Source organism: uncultured Winogradskyella sp., assembly GCF_937958655.1.
Classification (GTDB): Bacteria; Bacteroidota; Bacteroidia; order Flavobacteriales; family Flavobacteriaceae; genus Winogradskyella.
Map to the genome: position 1 here is coordinate 103450 of NZ_CALGNH010000025.1, position 22652 is coordinate 126101.

General features: G+C 34.1%; 20 protein-coding genes and 1 tRNA gene. 9 read left to right on the top strand and 12 right to left on the bottom strand.

The genetic code is table 11. The annotated features are described in order from the left end of the window. The first annotated feature begins 1 nt into the window (after position 1). Complete coding sequence (locus tag Q0800_RS05395; RefSeq protein ID WP_299128190.1) at positions 2 to 610, top strand: hypothetical protein; 609 nt, start codon at positions 2 to 4, stop codon at positions 608 to 610. Here the strand turns inward: Q0800_RS05395 and Q0800_RS05400 are convergent. The 8 genes from Q0800_RS05400 to Q0800_RS05435 form a co-directional block, all read right to left on the bottom strand. After that, positions 605 to 1309 carry a porin family protein gene (locus Q0800_RS05400; RefSeq protein WP_299128191.1) on the bottom strand — a complete coding sequence of 235 codons (705 nt, stop codon included), beginning with the start codon at positions 1307 to 1309 and terminating at the stop codon, positions 605 to 607. The two genes, Q0800_RS05395 and Q0800_RS05400, sit on opposite strands and share 6 nt — an antisense overlap. An 88-nt stretch (positions 1310 to 1397) precedes the next feature. Then, a complete protein-coding gene (locus tag Q0800_RS05405; protein ID WP_299128192.1) occupies positions 1398 to 1862 on the bottom strand; it encodes a biopolymer transporter ExbD in 465 nt (154 codons plus the stop codon). A 12-nt stretch (positions 1863 to 1874) separates the two neighbouring features. Then, the gene (locus tag Q0800_RS05410; RefSeq protein ID WP_299128193.1) at positions 1875 to 2516 is read right to left on the bottom strand and encodes a biopolymer transporter ExbD; all 642 of its coding nucleotides are present in this window, start codon (positions 2514 to 2516) and stop codon (positions 1875 to 1877) included. Between the two features lie 6 nt (positions 2517 to 2522). Next, complete coding sequence (locus Q0800_RS05415; protein ID WP_299128195.1) at positions 2523 to 2972, bottom strand: hypothetical protein; 450 nt, start codon at positions 2970 to 2972, stop codon at positions 2523 to 2525. Positions 2973 to 2989: 17 nt separating this feature from the next. After that, a complete protein-coding gene (locus Q0800_RS05420; protein WP_299128197.1) occupies positions 2990 to 3754 on the bottom strand; it encodes a MotA/TolQ/ExbB proton channel family protein in 765 nt (254 codons plus the stop codon). Between the two features lie 76 nt (positions 3755 to 3830). Next, positions 3831 to 3918: transfer RNA gene (locus tag Q0800_RS05425), tRNA-Ser, on the bottom strand. A gap of 75 nt (positions 3919 to 3993) precedes the next feature. Then, the gene (locus tag Q0800_RS05430) at positions 3994 to 5019 is read right to left on the bottom strand and encodes an asparaginase (protein WP_299128198.1); all 1026 of its coding nucleotides are present in this window, start codon (positions 5017 to 5019) and stop codon (positions 3994 to 3996) included. A gap of 3 nt (positions 5020 to 5022) precedes the next feature. Continuing rightward, entirely contained in the window at positions 5023 to 5790 is a 768-nt protein-coding gene (locus Q0800_RS05435; RefSeq protein ID WP_299128199.1) for a TatD family hydrolase, read from the bottom strand. A gap of 48 nt (positions 5791 to 5838) precedes the next feature. Between Q0800_RS05435 and Q0800_RS05440 the strand changes: the two genes are divergently transcribed. Continuing rightward, the gene (locus Q0800_RS05440) at positions 5839 to 6306 is read left to right on the top strand and encodes a retropepsin-like aspartic protease (protein WP_299128200.1); all 468 of its coding nucleotides are present in this window, start codon (positions 5839 to 5841) and stop codon (positions 6304 to 6306) included. A gap of 35 nt (positions 6307 to 6341) precedes the next feature. Further along, complete coding sequence (locus tag Q0800_RS05445) at positions 6342 to 6965, top strand: response regulator transcription factor (protein ID WP_299128201.1); 624 nt, start codon at positions 6342 to 6344, stop codon at positions 6963 to 6965. A gap of 496 nt (positions 6966 to 7461) precedes the next feature. On the opposite strand, the gene odhB is transcribed toward Q0800_RS05445, so the two are convergent. Together odhB and Q0800_RS05455 are read right to left on the bottom strand one after the other, a co-directional pair. Then, complete coding sequence (odhB, locus tag Q0800_RS05450; protein ID WP_299128202.1) at positions 7462 to 8676, bottom strand: 2-oxoglutarate dehydrogenase complex dihydrolipoyllysine-residue succinyltransferase; 1215 nt, start codon at positions 8674 to 8676, stop codon at positions 7462 to 7464. Between the two features lie 114 nt (positions 8677 to 8790). Continuing rightward, complete coding sequence (locus Q0800_RS05455) at positions 8791 to 11550, bottom strand: 2-oxoglutarate dehydrogenase E1 component (protein ID WP_299128203.1); 2760 nt, start codon at positions 11548 to 11550, stop codon at positions 8791 to 8793. Between the two features lie 114 nt (positions 11551 to 11664). On the opposite strand from Q0800_RS05455, the gene Q0800_RS05460 reads away from it, so the two are divergent. Next, positions 11665 to 12210: an alpha-ketoglutarate decarboxylase gene (locus tag Q0800_RS05460; protein ID WP_299128204.1), complete on the top strand. Its 546-nt coding sequence runs from the start codon at positions 11665 to 11667 to the stop codon at positions 12208 to 12210. Positions 12211 to 12346: 136 nt separating this feature from the next. Here the strand turns inward: Q0800_RS05460 and Q0800_RS05465 are convergent, their stop codons facing one another. Further along, positions 12347 to 12691 (bottom strand): hypothetical protein, encoded by a 345-nt coding sequence (locus Q0800_RS05465; protein WP_299128205.1) that lies wholly within the window; start codon positions 12689 to 12691, stop codon positions 12347 to 12349. Then, entirely contained in the window at positions 12691 to 13665 is a 975-nt protein-coding gene (locus tag Q0800_RS05470; RefSeq protein ID WP_299128206.1) for a polyprenyl synthetase family protein, read from the bottom strand. The genes Q0800_RS05465 and Q0800_RS05470 overlap by 1 nt, the downstream gene beginning before the upstream one ends. Positions 13666 to 13867: 202 nt before the next feature. Between Q0800_RS05470 and Q0800_RS05475 the strand changes: the two genes are divergently transcribed. The 5 genes from Q0800_RS05475 to aspS all read left to right on the top strand — a co-directional run bounded on the left by Q0800_RS05475 (position 13868) and on the right by aspS (position 22409). Beyond that, positions 13868 to 14473 (top strand): TetR/AcrR family transcriptional regulator, encoded by a 606-nt coding sequence (locus Q0800_RS05475; RefSeq protein ID WP_299128207.1) that lies wholly within the window; start codon positions 13868 to 13870, stop codon positions 14471 to 14473. A 7-nt stretch (positions 14474 to 14480) separates the two neighbouring features. Next, positions 14481 to 15824, top strand: coding sequence for a TolC family protein (locus Q0800_RS05480; protein ID WP_299128208.1), 1344 nt, complete (start codon positions 14481 to 14483; stop codon positions 15822 to 15824). A 27-nt stretch (positions 15825 to 15851) separates the two neighbouring features. Beyond that, entirely contained in the window at positions 15852 to 17042 is a 1191-nt protein-coding gene (locus Q0800_RS05485; RefSeq protein WP_299128209.1) for an efflux RND transporter periplasmic adaptor subunit, read from the top strand. Next, positions 17032 to 20568, top strand: a complete 3537-nt coding sequence (locus Q0800_RS05490; RefSeq protein ID WP_299128210.1) for an efflux RND transporter permease subunit — start codon at positions 17032 to 17034, stop codon at positions 20566 to 20568. Before Q0800_RS05485 ends, Q0800_RS05490 begins: the two co-directional genes overlap by 11 nt. Positions 20569 to 20663: 95 nt before the next feature. Beyond that, positions 20664 to 22409 (top strand): aspartate--tRNA ligase, encoded by a 1746-nt coding sequence (aspS, locus tag Q0800_RS05495; RefSeq protein ID WP_299128211.1) that lies wholly within the window; start codon positions 20664 to 20666, stop codon positions 22407 to 22409. The last annotated feature ends 243 nt before the right edge of the window (positions 22410 to 22652 follow it).

Genomic DNA, 22652 nt, shown 5'->3' on the forward strand with positions numbered 1-22652 from the left:
GATGAAAGATTTTATCCTTAAGAGCATATCCGTTGTTTTTCATCCATTAATCATGCCCATTCTTGGTGTTATGTTTTACTTTCATAAAACACCAAGGTTTATTCCAGATCCACTAAAAATTGCAAAAATATTTTCTATAGGTATACTAACCATTGGGCTACCTATACTACTCTTCTTTTTACTTAAAACAATTAATAAAGTACAATCTATACACTTAAAAAGCACAAGAGAAAGAATCATACCTCTATTTATTAATTGTATTATAATTGTATTGATACTATACAGAGTTTTTACACCAAACGAAATCGTAGAATTGTATTATTTCTTTCTTGGTATACTTTGCTCCACTTTAACTTGCTTTATTTTGGCACTATTTAAGATTAAAGCCAGTATACACATGATAGCAGCTTCTGGTTTTTTTATGTTTGCTATAGCAGTTGGCATACACTACCAAATTAACATTAATGGAACAATAGCCTTAATGATGATTATTTTGGGCGCTATTGCCACCTCTAGATTACATCTAAAGGCGCATACCAATCAAGAATTAATTATTGGGCTATTTACAGGTATTTTTCCACAACTCGTATTTCTTAATTACTGGTTATAAAATATAAAACATCAGACCTATTTTTAAAGCCGTTGTGTCTATAGCATTATCATTAATAACCGCATTATCACCATTAAAAATTGGATTAAGACCGTAGTACAAATGAAAGTTCCAAGTGTCGTAACCTACACTAAGGGTTAAACCGTATTGAATTTTATCAAAATCATCAATGTTAGATAAGGTCTGATTGCCATTATCACTTTTAAATTTTGCTGAATTATACAGTACATATCCCAACTTAAAACCAGTATAAATACGCCAGAAATTATATTGAGATGCTGAGGAGGTTCTCCACCTAAACTCTAATGGAAATTCTACAAGATAGCTTGTGAATTTATTTTTACTCACATTAATTTCACGTTCGTCTATAATATTAAAAATAATAGCATCGTCTATTTCTAAAATAGATATATTTTGATTATAAGAATTGGAGGAAAGCCCCAAACCCAAACCAATTGCTAAATTTCTGCGTTTGTTTATAGGCATATCTCTTATAAAACCTAAATGAAATCCCGAAGAGAATCCATTTTGAGATACTCCATTTGGTCTATTATTTAAAAGGTTATACGTCACAGAGGCGTAAAACTGATCTTCTCTATAATCTTTATACAATTCTACATTATCAGCATTATTGTTATTTTGAGACATCACCAAAATACCAAGAGATACAAAGTATAAAAACATATAAAATTTCTTCATAAGCTAAATCTACAAAATCTTTATAGGTCACAAAACAAAAAAACGCCCTGATTACTCAAGGCGCTTTTTATTAAAATTAAGATATTTTTTATTGCTCAGCTTTACCATTAGCAATGTACATTACTTTTAATGTATTCGCTTTTCTAAGCTCTTGCTTAATATCTGATACTAAACCTGCATGTGTGTTCTTATCAACTTTTAAACCAACAACAAATTTTGGCTTAAGTTCCTCTACTAATTCAGCTTGTGCAGCCAATACACTTGACTGTACTTCTTCGACACTAATAATAGCATCATTAAACTGAATACGAGGCTCAGTACCTAATTGCTTAAATTGGCTACTTGGTTTACCTGCATAGATAAAAGCGGTTCTATCTTTCTTAAGTTTTTCTACTTGGTCTGCACTTGGTAGAATATTCTCAATCATTAGACTACTATCTCTCATTACCGTAGCTACCATGAAAAAGAAAAGTAACATAAATACAATATCAGGTAAGGATGCTGTTGATATAGCTGGTAAATCTCCTTGTTTTCCTTTTTTAAATTTTGACATAATTTTTACGTTTTAACTTTTATCAGGTTCCGCTTCAGATAACTTCATTGGATACAGTTTTTTAATGGTCTGTATGCGCTCATTAAGCTCCTCATCCTTATTAAACTGATTTTTCTCCTTCTCCTCTAGCATTGCTTGAAACACTTTTTCAACTCCTCGGTAATCTTTTTTATTACCATATAAGCGCTTTGCTTCTCTTTCTCTAAGGAAATTATAAGCTGCAACAAGCTCGTTTTGAACTTCTATATATTGCTCATAGGAGGTTTCTCTATCGTGCTTCATTGAGATAATTGCTTTATCAGGATGGTCAGATGAAGATTCATCTCTCTTTCCTTTACAGTAATCACAACTTTCGCCAGCGGCATTAGCACCACCACCATTATCTAAGAAGTCTATAGCTGCTTGTCTTAATTCTTTAAGCTCCATTTGCTCATCCTCTACAAGCAATTGGTTTTGACGATTTATTAATACCGTAAATAAATTCTTTTGTTTAATAACAGGTGGCTCTACTTCTGTATCATCAATAGGTGGCAAGCTTCTTAATAACCCTTTGTCCTTCTCAATAGTTGTTGTTACTAAGAAAAATATGAGTAATAAGAAGGCAATGTCAGCCATTGAACCTGCATTTACTTCTGGTGCCGATCGTTTTGCCATACCCTATTATTTACTAATTAATTTTTTTACTCCTGCAAAAAGCATTGCTATTGCCGCAACTACAATTAGTATGTAAAACGCCGTTAATCCAGCACCTACCATTTGAGATTGTGCATCTGTTGCAAAACCGTCTTGTAGTTTATATTGTTTAGCATCACCTCCAGCAGATAAATATGAGATTATTAATACTGCCGCAAATGCTCCTATACCTATTAACGTATTTTTTAGCCCTGAGGTATTTGTGAATAGATTTTTTAAAACAAAAACCACCACAAATAGTAAAACAAGACCCAAAATAATGTAAGCAATAATTGCCATTGGCTCTACAATAGCAGTATCACCTGCTAGTGCTGCTGCTTTAATGTCCTCATCGCCTTTGGCTATAATTCTTCCTAAGAAGACTATACCTAGCACGCTAAGAACTAAAGCTACTATTTTTAATATTTTGTGTAACATAATTTAAATGGTCTTTTTTATTTTTTGTGTTTTACTAATAAATCCATCAATGTAATTGATGCATCTTCCATATCATTTACAATACTATCTATCTTAGCGATGATGTAGTTATAAAATATTTGAAGAATAATAGCCACAATAAGACCAAATACTGTTGTTAAAAGTGCTACCTTAATACCACCCGCTACTAATGAAGGTTGCATATCTCCTGCCGCTTCAATTTTATCAAAGGCCTGAATCATACCAATTACCGTACCCATAAAACCAAGCATTGGTGCTAGAGCTATAAATAATGATATCCAAGATACATTCTTTTCTAATTGACCCATTTGTACACCTCCATAGGCAACAACAGCTTTTTCAGCAGAATCAATATCTTCATCTGCTCTGTCTAGACCTTGATAAAAGATAGAAGCCACTGGCCCTTTTGTATTTCTACAAACTTCTTTTGCTGCTTCTAACCCACCTGAGTTGAGTGCATCTTCTACATTTTGAGTTAATTTTTTTGTGTTTGTCGTAGAAAGGTTTAAAAAGATAATTCTCTCAATAGCAATTGCTAATCCTAGAATTAAACATAATAATACAATTCCCATAAATCCTGGCCCACCTTCGATAAAACGCTTTTTTAATTCTTGATGGAAATTCAAGTCTTCTGCTGGTGCGTCATCTTGAGTCATAGTTGTTACTGTTGCTGTTGTACTTGCTAAAGTTGTTGCGTTAGCATTAACAGTTCCGAAAGCCATTAGACATGTTATGGCAAGGATAGAAAATAATCTTTTCATTGTTCTGAATCTTAAATTTTATTAGTTAAAGTGATAAAGATAAAAAAAATAATGTAATCCAATCTTAAAATCTAAGCAGAGAGGAAGGGATTCGAACCCTCGATACCCTTTTGGAGTATACACACTTTCCAGGCGTGCGCCTTCGACCACTCGGCCACCTCTCTGTAAACCTTAATTTAAAATTACAGAAGACCAAATAACGAAAAAAACTTTAAACACTAAAATTTAAGCCGTTAATTTTAGGTCAATTCTCCACGTAATGACGTTTCAAAATAATTTTTGAAGTCTTTTGGTTTTGTTTTATACCCTATAAGGTACATTAATTTTACTAAAGCAGCCTCTGTGGTTATATCTTTTCCGGAGATAACTCCTACAGCTTTTAATTGCGAACTTGTTTCGTATTGCCCCATTACAACACTACCACCAGAACATTGTGTAACATTAACGACATATAAGCCTTTATGTATGGCTTTTTGTAAGCTGTTGATAAACCAGTCTTCCATTGTTGCATTACCAGAGCCATAAGTTTCTATTATAAGTCCTTTTAAATTTTCTGTTTGTATTAGGGCCTCAACAAAAGGTTTTGAAATGCCAGGAAATATTTTTAGAATCCCAATATTTGTATCCATATTGGTGCGTACAATAAGATCATCTGACGAATTATGCATCCATAAAAATTCATGATTTACTTTTAAATGTACTCCAGACTCTACTAAAGTTGGGTAGTTTGGAGAGTCAAAAGCTTCAAAATGTTCTGCATTAATTTTAGTTGTTCTATTACCTCTGTATAACTTATATTCAAAATAAAGCCCAACTTCCTTAATAACAGGAATTCCATTTTTATGCAATGATGCTATTTGTATTGAAGTTATTAAATTTTCTTTTGCATCAGTTCTTAAATCGCCAATAGGTAATTGCGAACCCGTAAATATCACTGGCTTTCTTAAATTTTCTAACATAAAACTTAGAGCAGAGGCAGAATAGCTCATAGTGTCACTGCCATGCAACACCACAAAACCATCAAAAATATCATAGTTATTCTTAATAATTTTTGCAATGTCCGCCCAATACTTCGGATTCATGTTAGATGAATCTATAGGTTCGTCAAAAGACAGGGTTTCAATGTTACAATCCAACAAACGGATTTCTGGAATACGATCTAACAGACTCTTAAAATTAAAAGCCTTAAGTGCGCCAGTATCAACATCTTTTATCATGCCAATGGTACCTCCTGTATATATTAATAAAATGTTAGGTTTTTGCATAAGTTAAACACCAAAGATGTCTTTAGAATTTTTTGTTGTGACTTTTGCTATTGATTCCTCACTGATACCATAAAGTTCCGATAATTTTTCTAATACCTTATATATATATAAACTTTCGTTACGTTTTCCTCTATAAGGCTTAGGTGCCAAGTAAGGCGCATCTGTTTCTAATACAATATGCTCTAAATCTATTTGATTAATAAATTGATCTATTTGTCCATTTTTAAAGGTTACCACTCCACCTATTCCTAATTTCATATTATAAGATATAGCCTTATGGGCTTGCTCTAAATTCCCAGTAAAGCAGTGAAAAATACCGAATAAACCATCTGACTTTTCTTGCTCTAAAACTTCAAAAATCTCATCAAAAGCGTCTCTGCAATGTATTACTATTGGTAATTTATAGGTTTTAGCTAAATTAATTTGATACCTAAACGCCTCTATTTGTATATCTAAAGTCGTTTTATCCCAATATAAATCTATACCAATCTCACCAACAGCATAAAATCGTCGTTCCGCCAGCATATCTTCAACATGCTGAAGCTCTTTTTTATAATTAGCTTTAACATGCGTAGGATGCAAACCCATCATTAAAAAAATATGCTCAGGAAAGTCTGCCTCTAGCTGAAGCATAGATGCTGTGTACGAAGAATCAATAGCTGGGATAAAAAACCGGCTAATATTGGCGTCAATAGCCCGTTTTACCATTGCAGATCTATCGTCATCAAAAGCCTCACTATATAAATGAGTATGGGTGTCTGTTATAATCATTGGACAAAAATAGTTGTTTATAATATTATATTTACACAAATTAAAAAAATGGAAACGCTTAGAGATTTTCTAACAGATAAGGGCTATTCTAAAATTAAATTAAAGTTTACAAAAACACATCATTTTGAAATAAAAGCCTCTATTAATGGTGTAAATGGTAGATTTATTTTAGACACTGGTGCCTCTAGTAGTTGTGTTGGTTTTGAAGCTATTGATCGATTTAATCTTAAGGTTAAAGACTCCGATATTAAAGCGACAGGCGCTGGTGCTTCTAATATGCAAACTAAGATATCTAAATCTAACACGCTAAAAATTGGCAAATGGAAAAAGAACCGTATTAGTATAATTTTGTTTAATCTCTCGCATGTTAATACTGGTCTTATAAATCATAACGCAGATCCTGTTGATGGTATTATTGGTGCCGATATCCTTAAAAAAGGCAAGGCTATTATTGATTATGAAAAAAAGTATCTTTATTTAAAACTCAAAGAAATTTCTCTAACTAAAGATTCTTAAGTAAATTTATAATTGAATTAATAGCATCTTACTAAATGAATCCATCTCTCATCATTGCCGATGATCACCCTCTGGTACTAAAAGGTCTCAAGGATTTTCTTAACGAAAATAGTTATAACGTCCTGGCAAGTGCGAAAAATGGCAAGGAAGCCTTAACATTAATAAAAGCTCATGTCCCAGACATTGCTATACTAGATATACAAATGCCATTTTACACAGGATTAGAAATTGCACAAAAATGTAATGAGGCTAAATTGGCGACAAAAATTATACTTATTACTTTTGAAAAGGATGAAAAAATCTACGACGAGGCTAAGAATTTGGGCGTTTATGGTTACGTTTTAAAAGAATTTGCACTAGACGAAATTGAAGCATGCATTGCTTCTGTTATAAATGGTAAACCTTATTTTAGTCCAGAACTTATTAATTACATAGAAGTCAACAGAGCGCCAGAAGGTTTAAAAAAATTATCTAAAACAGAAATTACGGTTTTTAAGCTTATCGGTGCTAATAAAAGTACGCCTGAGATTGCAGAAACATTAAATATTTCGGTTAGAACCGTTGAAAAACACAAAAATAACATACGACGAAAACTTGCATTAGACTCTAAATCAACAAGTTTATACCTTTCTGCCAAAGAAAATATAAAGTTTCTTTAAAATTACGTAGTTCTACCTATAGTATCGCTTTATTTTAATTCAGAAATTTACACTGTTATTAATTAAGGGTTAATAACGAGCTATTAATTAGTTCTTAGGGGATTACCAAGCCTTGGGCATTTGTCCAAGGCTTTTTTCTTGAGTTTTATTGAAAAAAGTCAAAAATTACGTAGTTCTACCTATAGTATGGCTTCATTTTAATTCAGAAATTTACAGTGCTATTAATCTAAGTCCCAAGTTTAAGTTCTTAAAGCTCTGAATGCTTTAACGTTCAGAGCTTTTTTAAATACGAAGTTATGCACACAATGAAAGAAAACACCTCAAAAAAAGATAAACTATTTATGATATTACTTATAGTAAGTTCTGTAATCGTAATATCAGCTAATATAGCCGTTAATTTTTTTAGTTAATTTAGTTAGTTGCTCTTAATTTATTAGGAGAAAAAAAGCGCAACCACTCTTGGGTTGCGCTTTTTCTTATTAAATATTGTATTGTACTACATTTCTAATGCTCCCTTTGGGTCATTATCCATTAATAATTCTGTTGGATTTTCTAAGGCTTCTTTGACGGCAACCAAGAAACCTACAGATTCTTTACCATCTATTATTCTGTGATCGTAAGATAACGCTACATACATTATTGGACGTATATCTATCATACCATTAATAGCAACTGGTCGTTCTACAATATTGTGCATACCTAAAATCCCACTTTGAGGAGGGTTGATAATCGGTGTAGACAACATACTACCAAAAACACCACCATTGGAGATGGTAAAAGTTCCTCCCGTCATTTCATCAACAGTTATTTGACCATCACGCGCTCTTAACGCTAAACGTTTTACCTCAGCCTCTACTCCTCTAAAGCTCAGATTCTCGGCATTTCGTATAACAGGCACCATTAAACCTTTTGGCCCTGATACTGCAATACTAATGTCGCAAAAATCGAAAGAAATCATTTCCTTACCATCAATCATAGAGTTAACGGCAGGATACATTTTTAATGCACGCACCACAGCAAGCGTAAAGAAACTCATAAAACCAAGACTTACACCGTGCTTAGCTTTAAAGTCTTCTTTATATTGTTTTCGCAAATCAAAAATTGGAGACATATCAACCTCATTAAATGTGGTTAACATAGCCGTTGTATTTTTTGCCTCAACTAATCGTTCTGCAACTTTACGTCGCAGCATTGACATTTTACTGCGGGATGATCCTCTACTTCCTCCAGATGGTGTACCCATAGATGGTGTAGCTTTTACAGCATCGTCTTTTGTAATTCTACCATCTTTACCTGTGCCAGAAACGGATTTGGTATCTATACCTTTTTCATCTAATATCTTTTTAGCTGCTGGGCTTGGAGTACCAGTAGCATACGATTTAGATTCAGTAGCTACAGGTTTTACTTCCTCTTTTTTAGGAGCTTCAGCTTTCTTTTCTTCTTTTGCTGGTGCATCACTACCTGCAGGCTTTTCTGCACTTGTATCAATTAAACAAACTACAGCACCAACTTCAACAGCATCACCTTCTTCTGCTTTAAGGGTTATAGTACCACTAGCTTCAGCTGGCAGTTCTAAGGTAGCTTTATCACTATCTACTTCGGCAATGGCTTGATCTTTTTCTACATAATCTCCATCTTGCACTAACCATTCTGCGATTTCTACTTCAGTGATTGATTCGCCTGGTGAAGGCACTTTCATTTCTAAAATCATAATGTTTCTTTTGTCATTCCGAACTTATTTCGGAATCTCATTATTTAATTATTTCATTTATTTAGATGCCTGCATTCGCTTCGGCAAGCTCAGCGAAACATACAGGGATGACATTTACTTTCTTTGATTGTTTTTGGTTTTATCAAAAACATAATCTATGACTTGCTGATGTCTAATTTTTGAACGGACCGAACTACCTGCGGCAGGTGCTCCATAAGGTCTTCTACTTGCAGCTCTCCATTGTCTTGCATCTTTAAAATGCATTAGCATATGACTATAAGCTCCCATATTCCTTGGCTCCTCTTGTGCCCAGACGATATCATCCGCATTTTTATACGTTTTTATAACTGCTTTGATTTGGTCTACTGGCACCGGAAATAATTGTTCTATCCTAACAAGAGCCACATCATATCTTCCTAACTCTTCTTGCTTTTCTAGTAAATCATAGTAAAATTTACCAGTTACAAAAACTAGGGTTTTTATTTTGTCTTTCTTCGCATTAACATCATCAATCAGCATCTGAAAACTTCCATTTGCAAATTCTTCAACTGTAGAAATTACCTTAGGATGACGTAACAAACTCTTAGGTGTAAAAACAATTAAAGGCTTTCTGTAATTAGCTTTCATTTGCTTACGTAACAAATGGAACATGTTGGCGGGAGTTGTACAATCCGCTACAAACATATTATCCTTTGCGCATACTTGTAAATAACGTTCCATACGACCAGAAGAGTGCTCTGCACCTTGACCCTCGTAACCATGAGGCAGTAGCATTACTAAACCATTAGATGTTTTCCATTTGTCTTCACCTGATGATATGTATTGATCTATCATAATTTGGGCTCCATTACTAAAGTCGCCAAATTGAGCTTCCCAAATAGTTAATGTATTAGGGCTTGCCATGGAATAACCATAATCAAATCCTACAACACCATATTCTGAAAGCAAGGAATTAAAGACATTAAACTGCCCTTGATTTTCTGAAACATTTTTCAGTAATATTATTTCTTCCTCACTATCTTCTACTTTGACCACAGCATGTCTATGAGAAAATGTACCACGCTCTACATCTTGCCCAGATATTCTTACATTATAGCCTTCTTGTAAAAGTGAACCGTAGGCCAAATGTTCTGCCATAGCCCAATCTAACCGGTCTTCATCAAACATTTTTTGACGAGACTCTACCAAACGCTGAATTTTTCTAATAAATTTTTTATCCTCTGGAAGATTAGAAATAACCCTTGTTATAGCTTTTAAAACCTGTTTAGACACTTTAGTATCTACAGGTTTCATCATTTCATGTTCATCTACACGGTCAAAATCTTTCCACTGCTCGTGCATAAATGGCGAAATAACTGTCTTTTCAATTTTACGAGAATCTTCAAGTTTTTCTTCTAATTTTTCCTTGTACTCTTTTTCAATTTTAGAAACATAAGACGCTTCTATAATACCTTCTGCTATAAGACGATCTGCATAAATATCCCTTGGATTTTTGTGCTTTGCTATAGCTTTATATAATAAAGGTTGTGTAAATTTTGGCTCATCACCTTCGTTATGACCATATTTTCTATAACCTAATAAGTCTATAAAAACATCGCGCTTAAATTTCATTCTAAAATGTAACGCAAATAACGTGGCATGTACTACAGACTCAGCATCATCAGCATTTACGTGTAGTACAGGCGACAAGGTAACCTTGCCTACATCTGTACAATAGGTACTTGAGCGGCCATCTAAATAATTGGTTGTAAATCCTATTTGGTTATTAACAACAATATGTACTGTACCGTTGGTCTTATAGCCATCTAATTGCGCCATTTGCACAATTTCATATACTAAACCTTGCCCTGCAATTGCAGCATCACCATGCACAACAATTGGTAGAACCTGAGACGCATCCTCTATTTCTGCTTTATCTTGTTTTGCCCGAGAAATTCCTTCTACAACAGCACCAACGGTTTCTAAGTGCGAAGGATTTGGAGCAATACTTAAGTTTATTTTTTTACCTGCATCAGTTTCGCGATCACTGGTCCAGCCTAAATGGTATTTTACATCACCATCAAATACCTTTTCTTCATAGTCTTTACCGTCAAACTCGCTAAAAATATCTTTGGCCGATTTGCCAAATATATTAGTTAAGGTACTTAAACGTCCACGGTGCGCCATACCCATAACAAATTCCTTAACTCCATAATCTGCAGCAGTTTCTATCATAGCATCTAAAGCAGGAATTAAAGACTCATTACCCTCTAATGAAAAACGTTTTTGACCTACGTATTTTGTGTGTAAGAAATTCTCAAACGATACGGCTTCGTTTAATTTTTTAAGAATATTCTTTTTCTGATTTGGCGAAAACTGAGGATGATTATCATTGACATTCAACTTATTCTGAATCCAATCAATTTCTTCTGGTTTTCTTATATACATATATTCTACACCTATAGAATCGCAATATATACGCTCTAAATGATCGATAATGTTTTGCAATGTTGCAGTACCTAAGCCTATAATCTCACCAGCAGAAAATGTGGTTTGCAAATCGCTCTGAGACAAACCAAAATGCTGAATCTCTAGTGTTGGAGCATATTTTCGTCTTGCTCTTACAGGATTTGTCTTTGTAAATAAATGCCCTCTACTTCTGTAACCATCTATGAGTTTTACAACCTGAAATTCTTTTTGTAATTGTTCTGGTATTTGTGTAGAAACCCCATCTACAATAGCGCCATCCATTCCGTAATTTTCTGAGCCAAAATCGTAACCTTGGAAAAAGGCGCGCCAACTAGGCTCTACAGAATCAGGATTTTTTAGATATTGTTCGTATAAGTCAGCAAAATATGCTGTATGTGCTGCGTTGAGAAAGGAATATTTATCCATTATTTTTTATGAGACGTTGTCGTTTCAACAAAATTTCTTCAAAAATACAACTTTTAACAAAAATAGTTCAGCTTTTAGTATATTTATAACGATTAGAAATCAACCTTTATTGATATGAAAAAAATAAGCACATACCGCAACAGATTAATTAAAATAACAGTGCTTTTTGCACTTGTATTTGTAGATGTCTCAATGGCACAAACCGATGATCTTCAATCTAATAATTTCTGGCAAAACGTACAGTTTGGCGGTGGTATTGGTTTAAACTTTGGTAATGGCTTTTTTAATGGATCACTTTCTCCGGTAGCCATTTATAACTTCAACCCTTATTTTTCAGCAGGTTTAGGGCTTACCGGAAGTTATAGTAGCCAGCGTAATTTTTTTAAATCTACGATTTTAGGTGGAAATGTACTTGCGCTTGCAAACCCTTATTCTCAAGTTCAGCTCTCTGCAGAGTTTGAACAGGTTAACGTTAATACCAATTTTGATTCGCAATTTGTTAGCAATGCCGATAATAATTTTTGGGCTAATGCTTTATTCTTAGGCGTCGGTTACAGATCTGGAAATGTTATTTTCGGAATTCGTTATGATGTCTTATATGATGAAGACAAAAGTATTTATGCCGATCCTTTTATGCCTTTTGTTAGGTTTTGGTTTTAGGCAGCCCATCCTAGCCTTCCTAGAGGGAAGGAACCCTAACTCGGATGTTATCCTTAAAACGATTATTTTGAAATATTTGGTCGTGTTATCTATAAATCACTTATTAAGTAATGCTTTCCCTTACCTCTAGAAAGGGTTAGGGATGGGCTTTATACCACACCTTTTGCCACTCGCGTTGCAAAATTAAAAAGGTAACATCCTCAGATAATCTTGCGGTATTCTCAGTCTTTAAAGCACGTACTTTTACTTCTGGTAGGTCAACCTGATATAGTAGGTTTAAATAATCAGAAAATTTATTTAGAATAAGATGAAATACAGTCTCTTGCAATACCAGCTTTAGACTTGTTGGCAAGGTTTCTTTATTAAATTCTAAATCAATATTTGCTAAATACATATCTTTATTAAGTTGAAGAATCAGTTTTTTATATAGTTGAAGTTGGTTTGCTTCGGCAATAAGATCTTCAAAATTATTAGGTAGCATTACACCGGTCTATTCATTAGTTGTTGACCAAATGTTTTTAACACTTGCTTTTTATCTTCAGAAATATTTAAGGTTTCTAAAACCAAAAATGCTTTTTTAGTATAAGCTTCAACAGCATTTTTAGTCGCTTCTGATGCACCAGAATCAATAAAAAGTGCTTTAACCTTTTTAACCTTATCATCACTTGAGAGTGCATTATTGGTAATAGTACTTACTAAATTTTGTTGTTGCAATTCAGTTCCTAATTCTAAGGTTTTAATGTACAGATATGTCTTTTTATGTTCTAGTATGTCACCACCAACTTGTTTTCCAAAAGTTTCAGGATTTCCAAAAGCATCAAGATAATCGTCTTGTAATTGAAAGGCAATACCTAAATAGCGTCCAAAATCATAAATAGCATTTTGATTCTCTACCGAAGCCTTGGCTACAATGGCACCCATTTTCATTGCTGCACCAACTAAAACAGCTGTTTTGTATTCTATCATTTTAAGATAGTCTGGTATGGCAACATTGTTTCGGGTTTCAAAATCAATGTCGTATTGCTGGCCTTCACAAACCTCTAAAGCGATTTTACTAAATAATTTTGCTAAGGCTTTAAAAGTCGTTGGTTCATAATTTTCTAATAACTGATAAGCTAAAATGAGCATAGCATCTCCCGAAAGTATCCCTGTGTTTACGTCCCATTTTTCATGAACCGTTGCTTTACCTCGTCGCAATGGTGCATCATCCATAATATCGTCATGAATCAGAGAAAAATTATGAAACACCTCTACAGATAATGCCGCATTCATAGCGTCTTTGGCGTTTCCGTCAAAAATTTCAGCAGTCATTAAAGTTAATACTGGCCTTAGGCGTTTTCCACCAAGTTTTAAAATATAATTAACCGGTTGGTATAGATTTTTAGGTTCTTTTTCAACTGCAAAATCTCTTAGATATGTTATAAAAGATTTTTGGTAAGCTTCAATGTTTTGCATAAAGCAAAAATAGTTGAATTCTGCTTAAAGACCTACAAGGTTTTAAAAACCTCACAGGTCTTTAAGTAGAATGTTAAATAAATATTAAAACTTTGGAAACTTTTTTTGTTTTTAAAGTTTCCAAATATACATTTGCAGCCTAAATAATAAGTTATACTATTTCTAAAAGAAAATGAGATGTCCGTTTACGAGGACCGTTAATATGAGAGAAAAAATTATACTAAAATCCACAGAGCTATTTCTTACACTGGGCTTTAAAAGTGTAACTATGGACGATATTGCCAATGAACTAGGTATGTCTAAAAAGACCATTTATGTTCATTTTAGCAATAAAACTAAACTCGTTGAAGCTGTAACATTTCATCTTTTTGATACTATTTGTGACGGTATTGATACCATTTGCGAAAATGCACCTGACCCAATTGAAGAGTTGTATTCTATTAAAATGTTTGTGATGCAACATTTAAAAGATGAAAAGACCTCGCCTCAATATCAGCTAAAAAAATATTATCCTCAGATACATAATCAACTAAAGTTTAAGCAATTTGAAAAAATGCACGGTTCGGTACAAGAGAGTTTACAACAAGGGGTTGAAACAGGTGTCTTTAGGGACAACATAGACATTAACTTTATTTCTAGAATGTACTTTACAGGCATGACAGGTATTAAGGATAATATGTTTTTTCCACCAGAAGAGTTTCAGATGGCATACCTTATGGAAAGTTATTTAGAATATCACTTACGTGCCATTGTCACAGAGAAGGGCTTTAAGATATTAAATCAATTTATAACAAACAATCAATCATAAGCAACCAATGAAAAACCTATTAATTTTCATTTTTTTAATGTGTTTCAGTTTTAGCTATAGCCAAGACACACCAACTAGTTTCACATTGCAAGAAGCTATAGACTACGCCTTAAAAAACAACAGAACCGCTAAAAATGCAGCTCGCGATATTGAAGCTGCTAAAAAGCAAAAATGGGAAACAACCGCTACAGGTTTACCACAACTTAACGCGAGTATTAATTATCAAAACTTTTTAAAACAACAGATTTCTTTAGTACCAGCAGAATTCTTTGGTGGTGAACCAGGTGAATTTGCCGAAGTTATTTTTGGCACCCAACAAAATGTAAATGCTACAGCCACACTTAGTCAATTACTTTTCGATGGTTCCTATTTGGTTGGCTTACAATCTGCCAAAGTGTTTTTAGAAATCTCTGAAAACGCCAAAAACAAAACAGATTTACAGGTTAGAAAGGCGGTAATTAATGCTTATGGCAATGTTTTACTCGCTGAGGAAAGTATAAAAATCTTTGAAAAGAACATTTCTATTTTAGAAAAAAACCTAGACGAAACCACAAAGATTTATGAAAACGGTTTGGGTGAAGAAGAAAGTATAGAACAACTTCAAATCACCTTATCTAACGTAAAAAGCGGTTTTAATAATGCCGTACGCCTAAGAAGCATAGCATACCAAATGTTTAATATCACTATAGGTATAGACTACAATACCAATGTTACTTTAGCAGAAAATCTTGAGCAACTTGCACAAAAAAATATTGCCTTAAACGTTTTAGAGCAAGACAATGACGTTGCCAACACTATAGATTATAAAATTGCCGCAAATGATAAAACGGCAAAAGCGTTACTACTAAAGTTAGAAAAAAGTAAAGCACTACCAAGATTAAGTGCCTTTTTAAATGGTGGTTATTTAGGTTTTAGTGACGCGTTTACATTTTTTAATCGCAATCAAAACTGGGCAGGATTTTCTGCTTTTGGTTTAAATATAGACATCCCAATTTTTAGCTCTGGTGGCAGAAATGCAGCCACCCAACGTGCCAAAATTAATCTCGAAAAATCTATAGACAATCTTACAGAAACCGAGCAGATGTTAAAACTACAGATTGAAACTGCAAAAAGCAACTACAAGTTTGCTACTGAAGACTACAATAATAAAAAAGAAAATCTTGCTTTGGCAGAACGTATTGAATCTAAAAATCAGACCAAATTTTTTGAAGGCATAGGTTCAAGTTTTGAGTTAAGACAAGCACAAACGCAACTCTACGCTGCGCAACAAGAATTATTACAAGCCTTGTTAGATGTCGTAAATTCTAAAGCAGAGCTAGAAACAATAACTAACAACATTTCAGCCAACTAATCAATCAAAAATTAAAACATTTTTAAAATGAAAAACATACTAAAACTAACCCTTGTTTCCTTATTATTCCTTGCTTGCAATGGTGATAAAAAACAAACTGTAGACAGCGTTATTGAAAGTAATAGTCTAGAAGACATAAGAAAAAAACGCGAAGAAATTGTAAATAAACAGCAAGAAATTGCAGCACAATTAAAGCGTTTAGATGAAAAAATAACAAGTTTAGACACCACCAAAAACATACCGCTTGTAACGAGCTTTAAAGCTCAAAAAGAAGTTTTTACACATTATGTAGAATTGCAAGGCAGTGTAAGTACAAAAAACAACTTGGTACTATATCCAGAATTCTCTGGGATTTTAACACGTGTGTACGTTAAAGAGGGGCAAAACGTAAGTAAAGGACAGACACTTGCTAAGATTGATGATGGCGGATTAAGCCAACAATTAGCGCAGTTAGAAATTAAGGCGAATTTAGCCAAAACTACTTTTGATAGACAAGAGCGTCTATGGAATCAAAAAATTGGTAGTGAGATACAATACTTACAAGCAAAATCTAACTACGAAGCGCAAATACAAGCGATTAACCAATTAAAACAACAAATTGGCAAAACCTATGTTAGAGCGCCATTTTCGGGAACTATTGACGACGTTATTACCGAACAGGGTAGTGTTGTTGGTGCCGGACAATCACCAATATTACGTATTGTAAACTTAAATGATATGTATATTGAAACTGCTGTTCCAGAACGCTATATTACAGATGTTACTGAAGGGAAAAATGTAGAGGTTGTGTTTCCTGTTCTCAATAAAAAAATTGAAGCTCAGGTGCGCCAAGCAGGTAATTTTATAAATCCTACCAACAGAACATTTAATGTAGAAATTGCAGTACCAAATAAAGACAAAAGCATAAAACCTAATTTAACGGCACGTCTAAAAATTAATGATTACACAAACCAAAACGCCATTTTAATACCTCAAAGTATTATATCAGAAAATGCTGAAGGAGAGCAATATGTTTATATAATCACCAACAAAAATTCAGATAACGAAGGAGAAGCCAAACGTGTTATAATTACTACCGGAAAAACACAAGGAGATGTTATTGAAGTTTTAGAAGGCCTTAACGGAAATTCTGAAATTATAAAAGAAGGTGCGCGTAGTGTAAGAAATGGGCAAACAGTAGAAGTTATTAACTATAAAGAAGATAACGATGGAGCGTAAGAACAAAAAACAAAGTATAGATAAGGAATTTACATTATCATCGTGGGCAATTAATAATAAAACGACGATATACGTGCTCATTGCAGTATTTTTCTTTATGGGAATTTCTGCCTTTTTTAGCATGCCTCGCGAGAATTTTCCAGAAGTGAATGAAACTAAAATTTATGTGAGTACAGTCTTTCCAGGAAATACCGCGGAGGATATAGAAAAACTAGTTACCGACCCATTAGAAGACAAACTAAAAACGGTAAGTAATTTGGTAGAATTAACCTCAACATCTCAAGAAGATTATTCTATTTTAATCGCGGAATTTGATGAAAACATTACCGTTGAGCAAGCCAAGCAAAAGGTTAAAGACGAAATAGATTCTGAAACCTCTAGCGAAGATTGGCCAACATTTAATGGCGCAAAGGTAGAACCCAATGTGTTTGAATTAAGCCTTTCTGAAGAAATGCCAATTTTAAATATTAATATTTCGGGCGATTACCCTATCGAAAAATTAAAGGAATATGCAGAGTATCTTCAAGACGAAATAGAAGATTTACCAGAAATTAAAAAGGCAGATATTCGTGGCGCACAAGATAGGGAGGTTGAAGTAGAAGTTGACATCTATAAAATGATGGCTGCGCAAGTCACATTCAATGATATTTTGGGTGCTATTGGCAACGGAAATGTTACCCAATCTGCCGGAAATTTAAAAGCTTCAGGGCAACGACGCACCATTAGAATTATTGGTGAAATTGAGTCACCAAAAGAGCTAGAAGACTTTGTAGTTAAAACAGAAAAAGGCAATTCTATTTACCTTAAAGATATTGCAAAAGTAACGTTTCATGAAGAGGATAAAACCACATTTGCTCGTAAGTCTGGAAAACCAGTTGTAATGCTCGATGTAAAAAAACGAGCAGGTAAAAACATGGTTGCAGCCTCAGAGCAGATTGAAGTACTTACAAACAACGCCATTAAAAATGTTTTTCCACAAGACTTAGAAGTTACCATAACCAACGATCAGTCTTCGGTAACTATCGGTCAGGTAGACGACTTGGTCAACAATATCATTTTTGGTGTTATACTGGTTGTAACGGTTTTAATGTTCTTTTTAGGATTTAAAAATGCACTCTTTGTAGGTTTTGCTATACCAATGTCTATGTTTATGTCTTTAATGATCTTAAATATTATTGGTTACAGTCTTAATACTATGGTGCTTTTTGGGCTCATTATGGGACTTGGAATGTTGGTAGACAATGGCATTGTAGTTGTTGAAAATGTTTATCGCCTTATGGAAGAAGAGGGGCTAACACGGCTACAAGCCGCCAAAAAAGGGATTGGTGAAATTGCTTTTCCTATCATAATTTCTACCCTTACAACGGTTGCCGCCTTTGTACCATTAGCATTTTGGCCAGGTATTATGGGTGAGTTTATGAAAATTCTACCCATAACATTATCTATTGTTTTAGGGTCGTCATTATTTGTAGCTATCTTTTTTAATTCGGTTTTAGTATCTCAATTTATGAAAATTGAAGACAAAGAAATGCCGCTTAATCAAATTATAAGAACCACTATAATTATTGCAGGTATTGGACTACTCATTTTATTTTTTGGCGGTGCTTACCGTGGCTTAGGAACCGTTATGATCTTTACAGCTATTATGCTTTGGGCATACCGTTTTGTAATTCGGAAAGCCGCAAATAACTTTCAGAACAAATCTTTAGTAAAGCTAGAAAACTGGTACGAGCGTATGCTTAATGGCGCGCTGTCAAAAAAGCGCCCTTATATTTTAAGTGGTATTACGTTTTTATTGCTCATTGCTGCCTTTATGGCTTTTGGGGTTTCTGTGGCATCACAACGTACAAAAATTGAATTTTTTCCAGATAATAAACCCAATCAAATTATTGTTTACATTGAGTATCCCGAAGGTACTGCTATAGAAAAGACAAATGCCATCACCAATCAAATTGAAAAGCGCGTTTACGATGTTATTAACCAAAGTCAATACATGGACAATGGTAAAAATTTCTTGGTAGAAAGTGCTGTTTCTCAAGTAGGTGAAGGTGCTGGTAATCCACAAACCGATGGTGGTTCTTCTGCAGAGATGCCACATAAGGCCAAAATAACGGCATCTATGCGAGAGTACAAATACCGTCGTGGTGAGGATAGCGAAATTTTACGTCAAAAAGTACAAGAAGCTTTAGTTGGCATCTATCCAGGTGTTTTAATTTCGGTTGAAAAAGATGCCAATGGTCCTCCAGCTGGTGCACCTATTAATATCGAAATTGAAGGTAACGATTACAACGAGCTTATTGCTACAGCAGAAGAAATGCGCGAGTTTATTAACGCAAAAAATATTACAGGTGTAGATGAGCTTAAAATTGATGTTAATAAAGACAAACCAACAATGCAGGTTGAGATTGACCGTAAAAAGGCAGGAGAACTTGGTATTAGTGCTGCACAGATTGGGACACAATTACGTAACTCTATTTTTGGTGCAAAAGCTGGGATTTATAAAGAAAACGGTGATGATTTTGATATCTATGTGCGTTTTGACCAAGATATAAGATATAACACAAGTGCTCTATTTAATCAGAATATTACATTTAGAGATAATACTGGTCAAATAAAAGAAATACCATTATCTACCGTTGCTATACAGAAAAATAACTCTGGTTTTAGTGCCATTAAGCACAAAGACACTAAACGTGTAGTTACAGTATACTCAGCATTATCACCTGGTGAAACAGATGCTGGTGCTGTGGTAGCTAAGATTCAGAATGAAATGGCAAGTTTCCGCAAATTACCTGCAGATATTAAAATTGATTACACAGGACAAATTGAAGAACAAAACAAACAAATGGCATTCTTAATGGGTGCTTTTGGTTTTGGTTTATTACTAATTTTCTTCATCTTAATCTTTCAATTTAATTCAATTTCTAAACCTACAATTATTATGCTGGCGATTTTATTGAGTCTCATTGGCGTATTTGGCGGATTGGTAATTTCGGGCAGTGCTTTTGTAATTATGATGACCATGGTTGGTATTATTTCACTTGCAGGAATTGTGGTAAACAATGGTGTGGTATTATTAGATTATGCGCAACTTTTAATTGATAGAAAAAAGAATGAGTTAGGCTTAGAAAAATCAGATTATCTAGAGCATGATGATCTATTCCATGCCATCGTTAAAGCTGGTAAAGCACGTTTAAGACCTGTACTTTTAACAGCAATTACAACTATTTTAGGTTTAATTCCTTTAGCTATTGGCCTTAACATTAATTTCTTTACGTTGTTTGCTGATTTTAATCCAAACATTTACATGGGTGGTGATAATGTTATTTTTTGGGGACCATTAGCGTGGACTGTAATTTATGGGTTATTAATTGCCACGTTCTTAACATTAATCGTAGTACCAATATTCTTTTATTTGAGTATGCGTTTAAAAATGTGGATGAGACGAAAAAGAACTTCTACTATAGATTTTAATGCGCAAAAGGCCTTAAACGAAAGAGATACACAACTTGCTTTAGATAAATAAAGTAAGTAAAATTATAAAAATCCGAAGCAATGTCTTCGGATTTTTTATTGATAGTCTTATAACTTCCTTAAATTTGCAGCCTTAATATTTTTAATATGTATAGAAGTCATAATTGTGGCGAGTTACGAGCTGCACACAACAATACAGAAGTTACTTTAGCTGGTTGGGTTCAAGGTGTAAGAGATAAAGGGTTTATGGTGTATGTAGACGTACGAGACCGCTACGGTATTACACAACTGTATTTTGATGAAGAACAGACTTCTAAAGCTATTTTAGAAAAAGCACAGAAACTAGGTAGAGAATTTGTAATACAAATAACAGGCAAAGTACAAGAACGTGCCTCTAAAAATCCAAATATACCAACAGGAGATATTGAAGTTTTAGTTTCAGAATTAACCGTTTTAAATCATTCTTTAGTACCACCGTTTACTATTGAAGATGAAACTGATGGTGGAGATGATCTACGCATGAAATATCGCTACTTAGATATTCGTCGTAATCCTGTAAAAGAAAATTTAATTTTTAGGCATAAGGTGGCGCAAGCCGTTAGAAACTATTTGTCTAAACAAGATTTTATAGAGGTTGAAACACCATATTTAATTAAGTCGACACCAGAAGGAGCACGTGATTTTGTGGTGCCTTCTCGTATGAATGAAGGCCAATTTTATGCCTTACCACAATCTCCACAAACCTTTAAGCAACTACTTATGGTAGGCGGTATGGATAAATATTTTCAGATAGTAAAGTGTTTTAGAGATGAAGATCTACGTGCAGATAGACAGCCAGAATTTACGCAAATAGATTGCGAAATGGCATTTGTTGAGCAAGAAGATATTTTAAATACGTTTGAAGGATTAACACGTCAATTACTTAAAGAAATAAATGGTGTTGAGGTTGAAAAATTTCCGCGTATGCTGTATGACGATGCCATGCGCTTGTACGGAAATGACAAACCAGACATCCGTTTTGGAATGGAGTTTGGCGAACTTAATGAAGTTGCTCAGCACAAAGATTTCAATGTATTTAATTCTGCTGAATTAGTTGTAGGCATAGCAGTACCTGGCGGAAATAAATATACCAGAAAAGAAATAGATAAACTCATTGATTGGGTAAAACGCCCACAAGTTGGTGCTTTAGGTATGGTGTATTGCCGCTGTAATGATGATGGTACTTTTAAATCTTCAGTAGACAAATTCTACGACCAAAACGATTTAGCAAAATGGGCAGAGGTTACTGGTGCTAAAGCTGGTGATTTAATCTGTGTACTTTCTGGTGATATTAATAAAGTAAGAGCTCAATTAAGTGCTCTCCGCATGGAATTAGCTGAGCGCTTAGGTTTACGCAAGCCAGATGAATTTGCGCCACTATGGGTTATGGATTTCCCGCTTCTAGAATGGGACGAAGAGACTGAGCGCTACCACGCCATGCACCATCCATTTACCTCACCAAAACCTGGCCAGTTAGAATTATTAGACTCAAAACCAGGTGAAGTTAAAGCCAATGCTTACGATTTGGTTTTAAACGGCAATGAAATTGGTGGTGGCTCAATTCGTATACACGATAAAGCTACGCAAGCCATTATGTTAAAACATTTAGGGTTTACCGATGAAGAAGCACGAGCGCAATTTGGATTTTTAATGGATGCTTTTGAATATGGCGCACCACCTCACGGAGGTATTGCCTTTGGCCTCGATAGATTAGTTGCTATTTTGGGCGGACAAGAAACGATTAGAGATTTTATCGCCTTTCCAAAAAATAATTCTGGCCGAGATGTTATGATTGACGCACCTGCACCAATTGACAAAGCGCAACTCACCGAATTAAATCTAAGATTGAATTAAAATTTAGATTTTTACTTTAACGTTAGATTAATCTTCAAGGGTGTAATTTTATTTTAAAACACCAGACTATAAGCTCTTAAATTTTAAAACTAGAGTAGTTGTGTTAGTTGAAAAAAATCAAAAATTAATTGGTGAAATAAGTGAAGGTTTTACGATGGAATTTAATAATCTCGTTAAACTTATTAGCGACGTATACGATAAAAAACTCATCGTATACATTTCTAATCGTGTTAATTCCTAGTC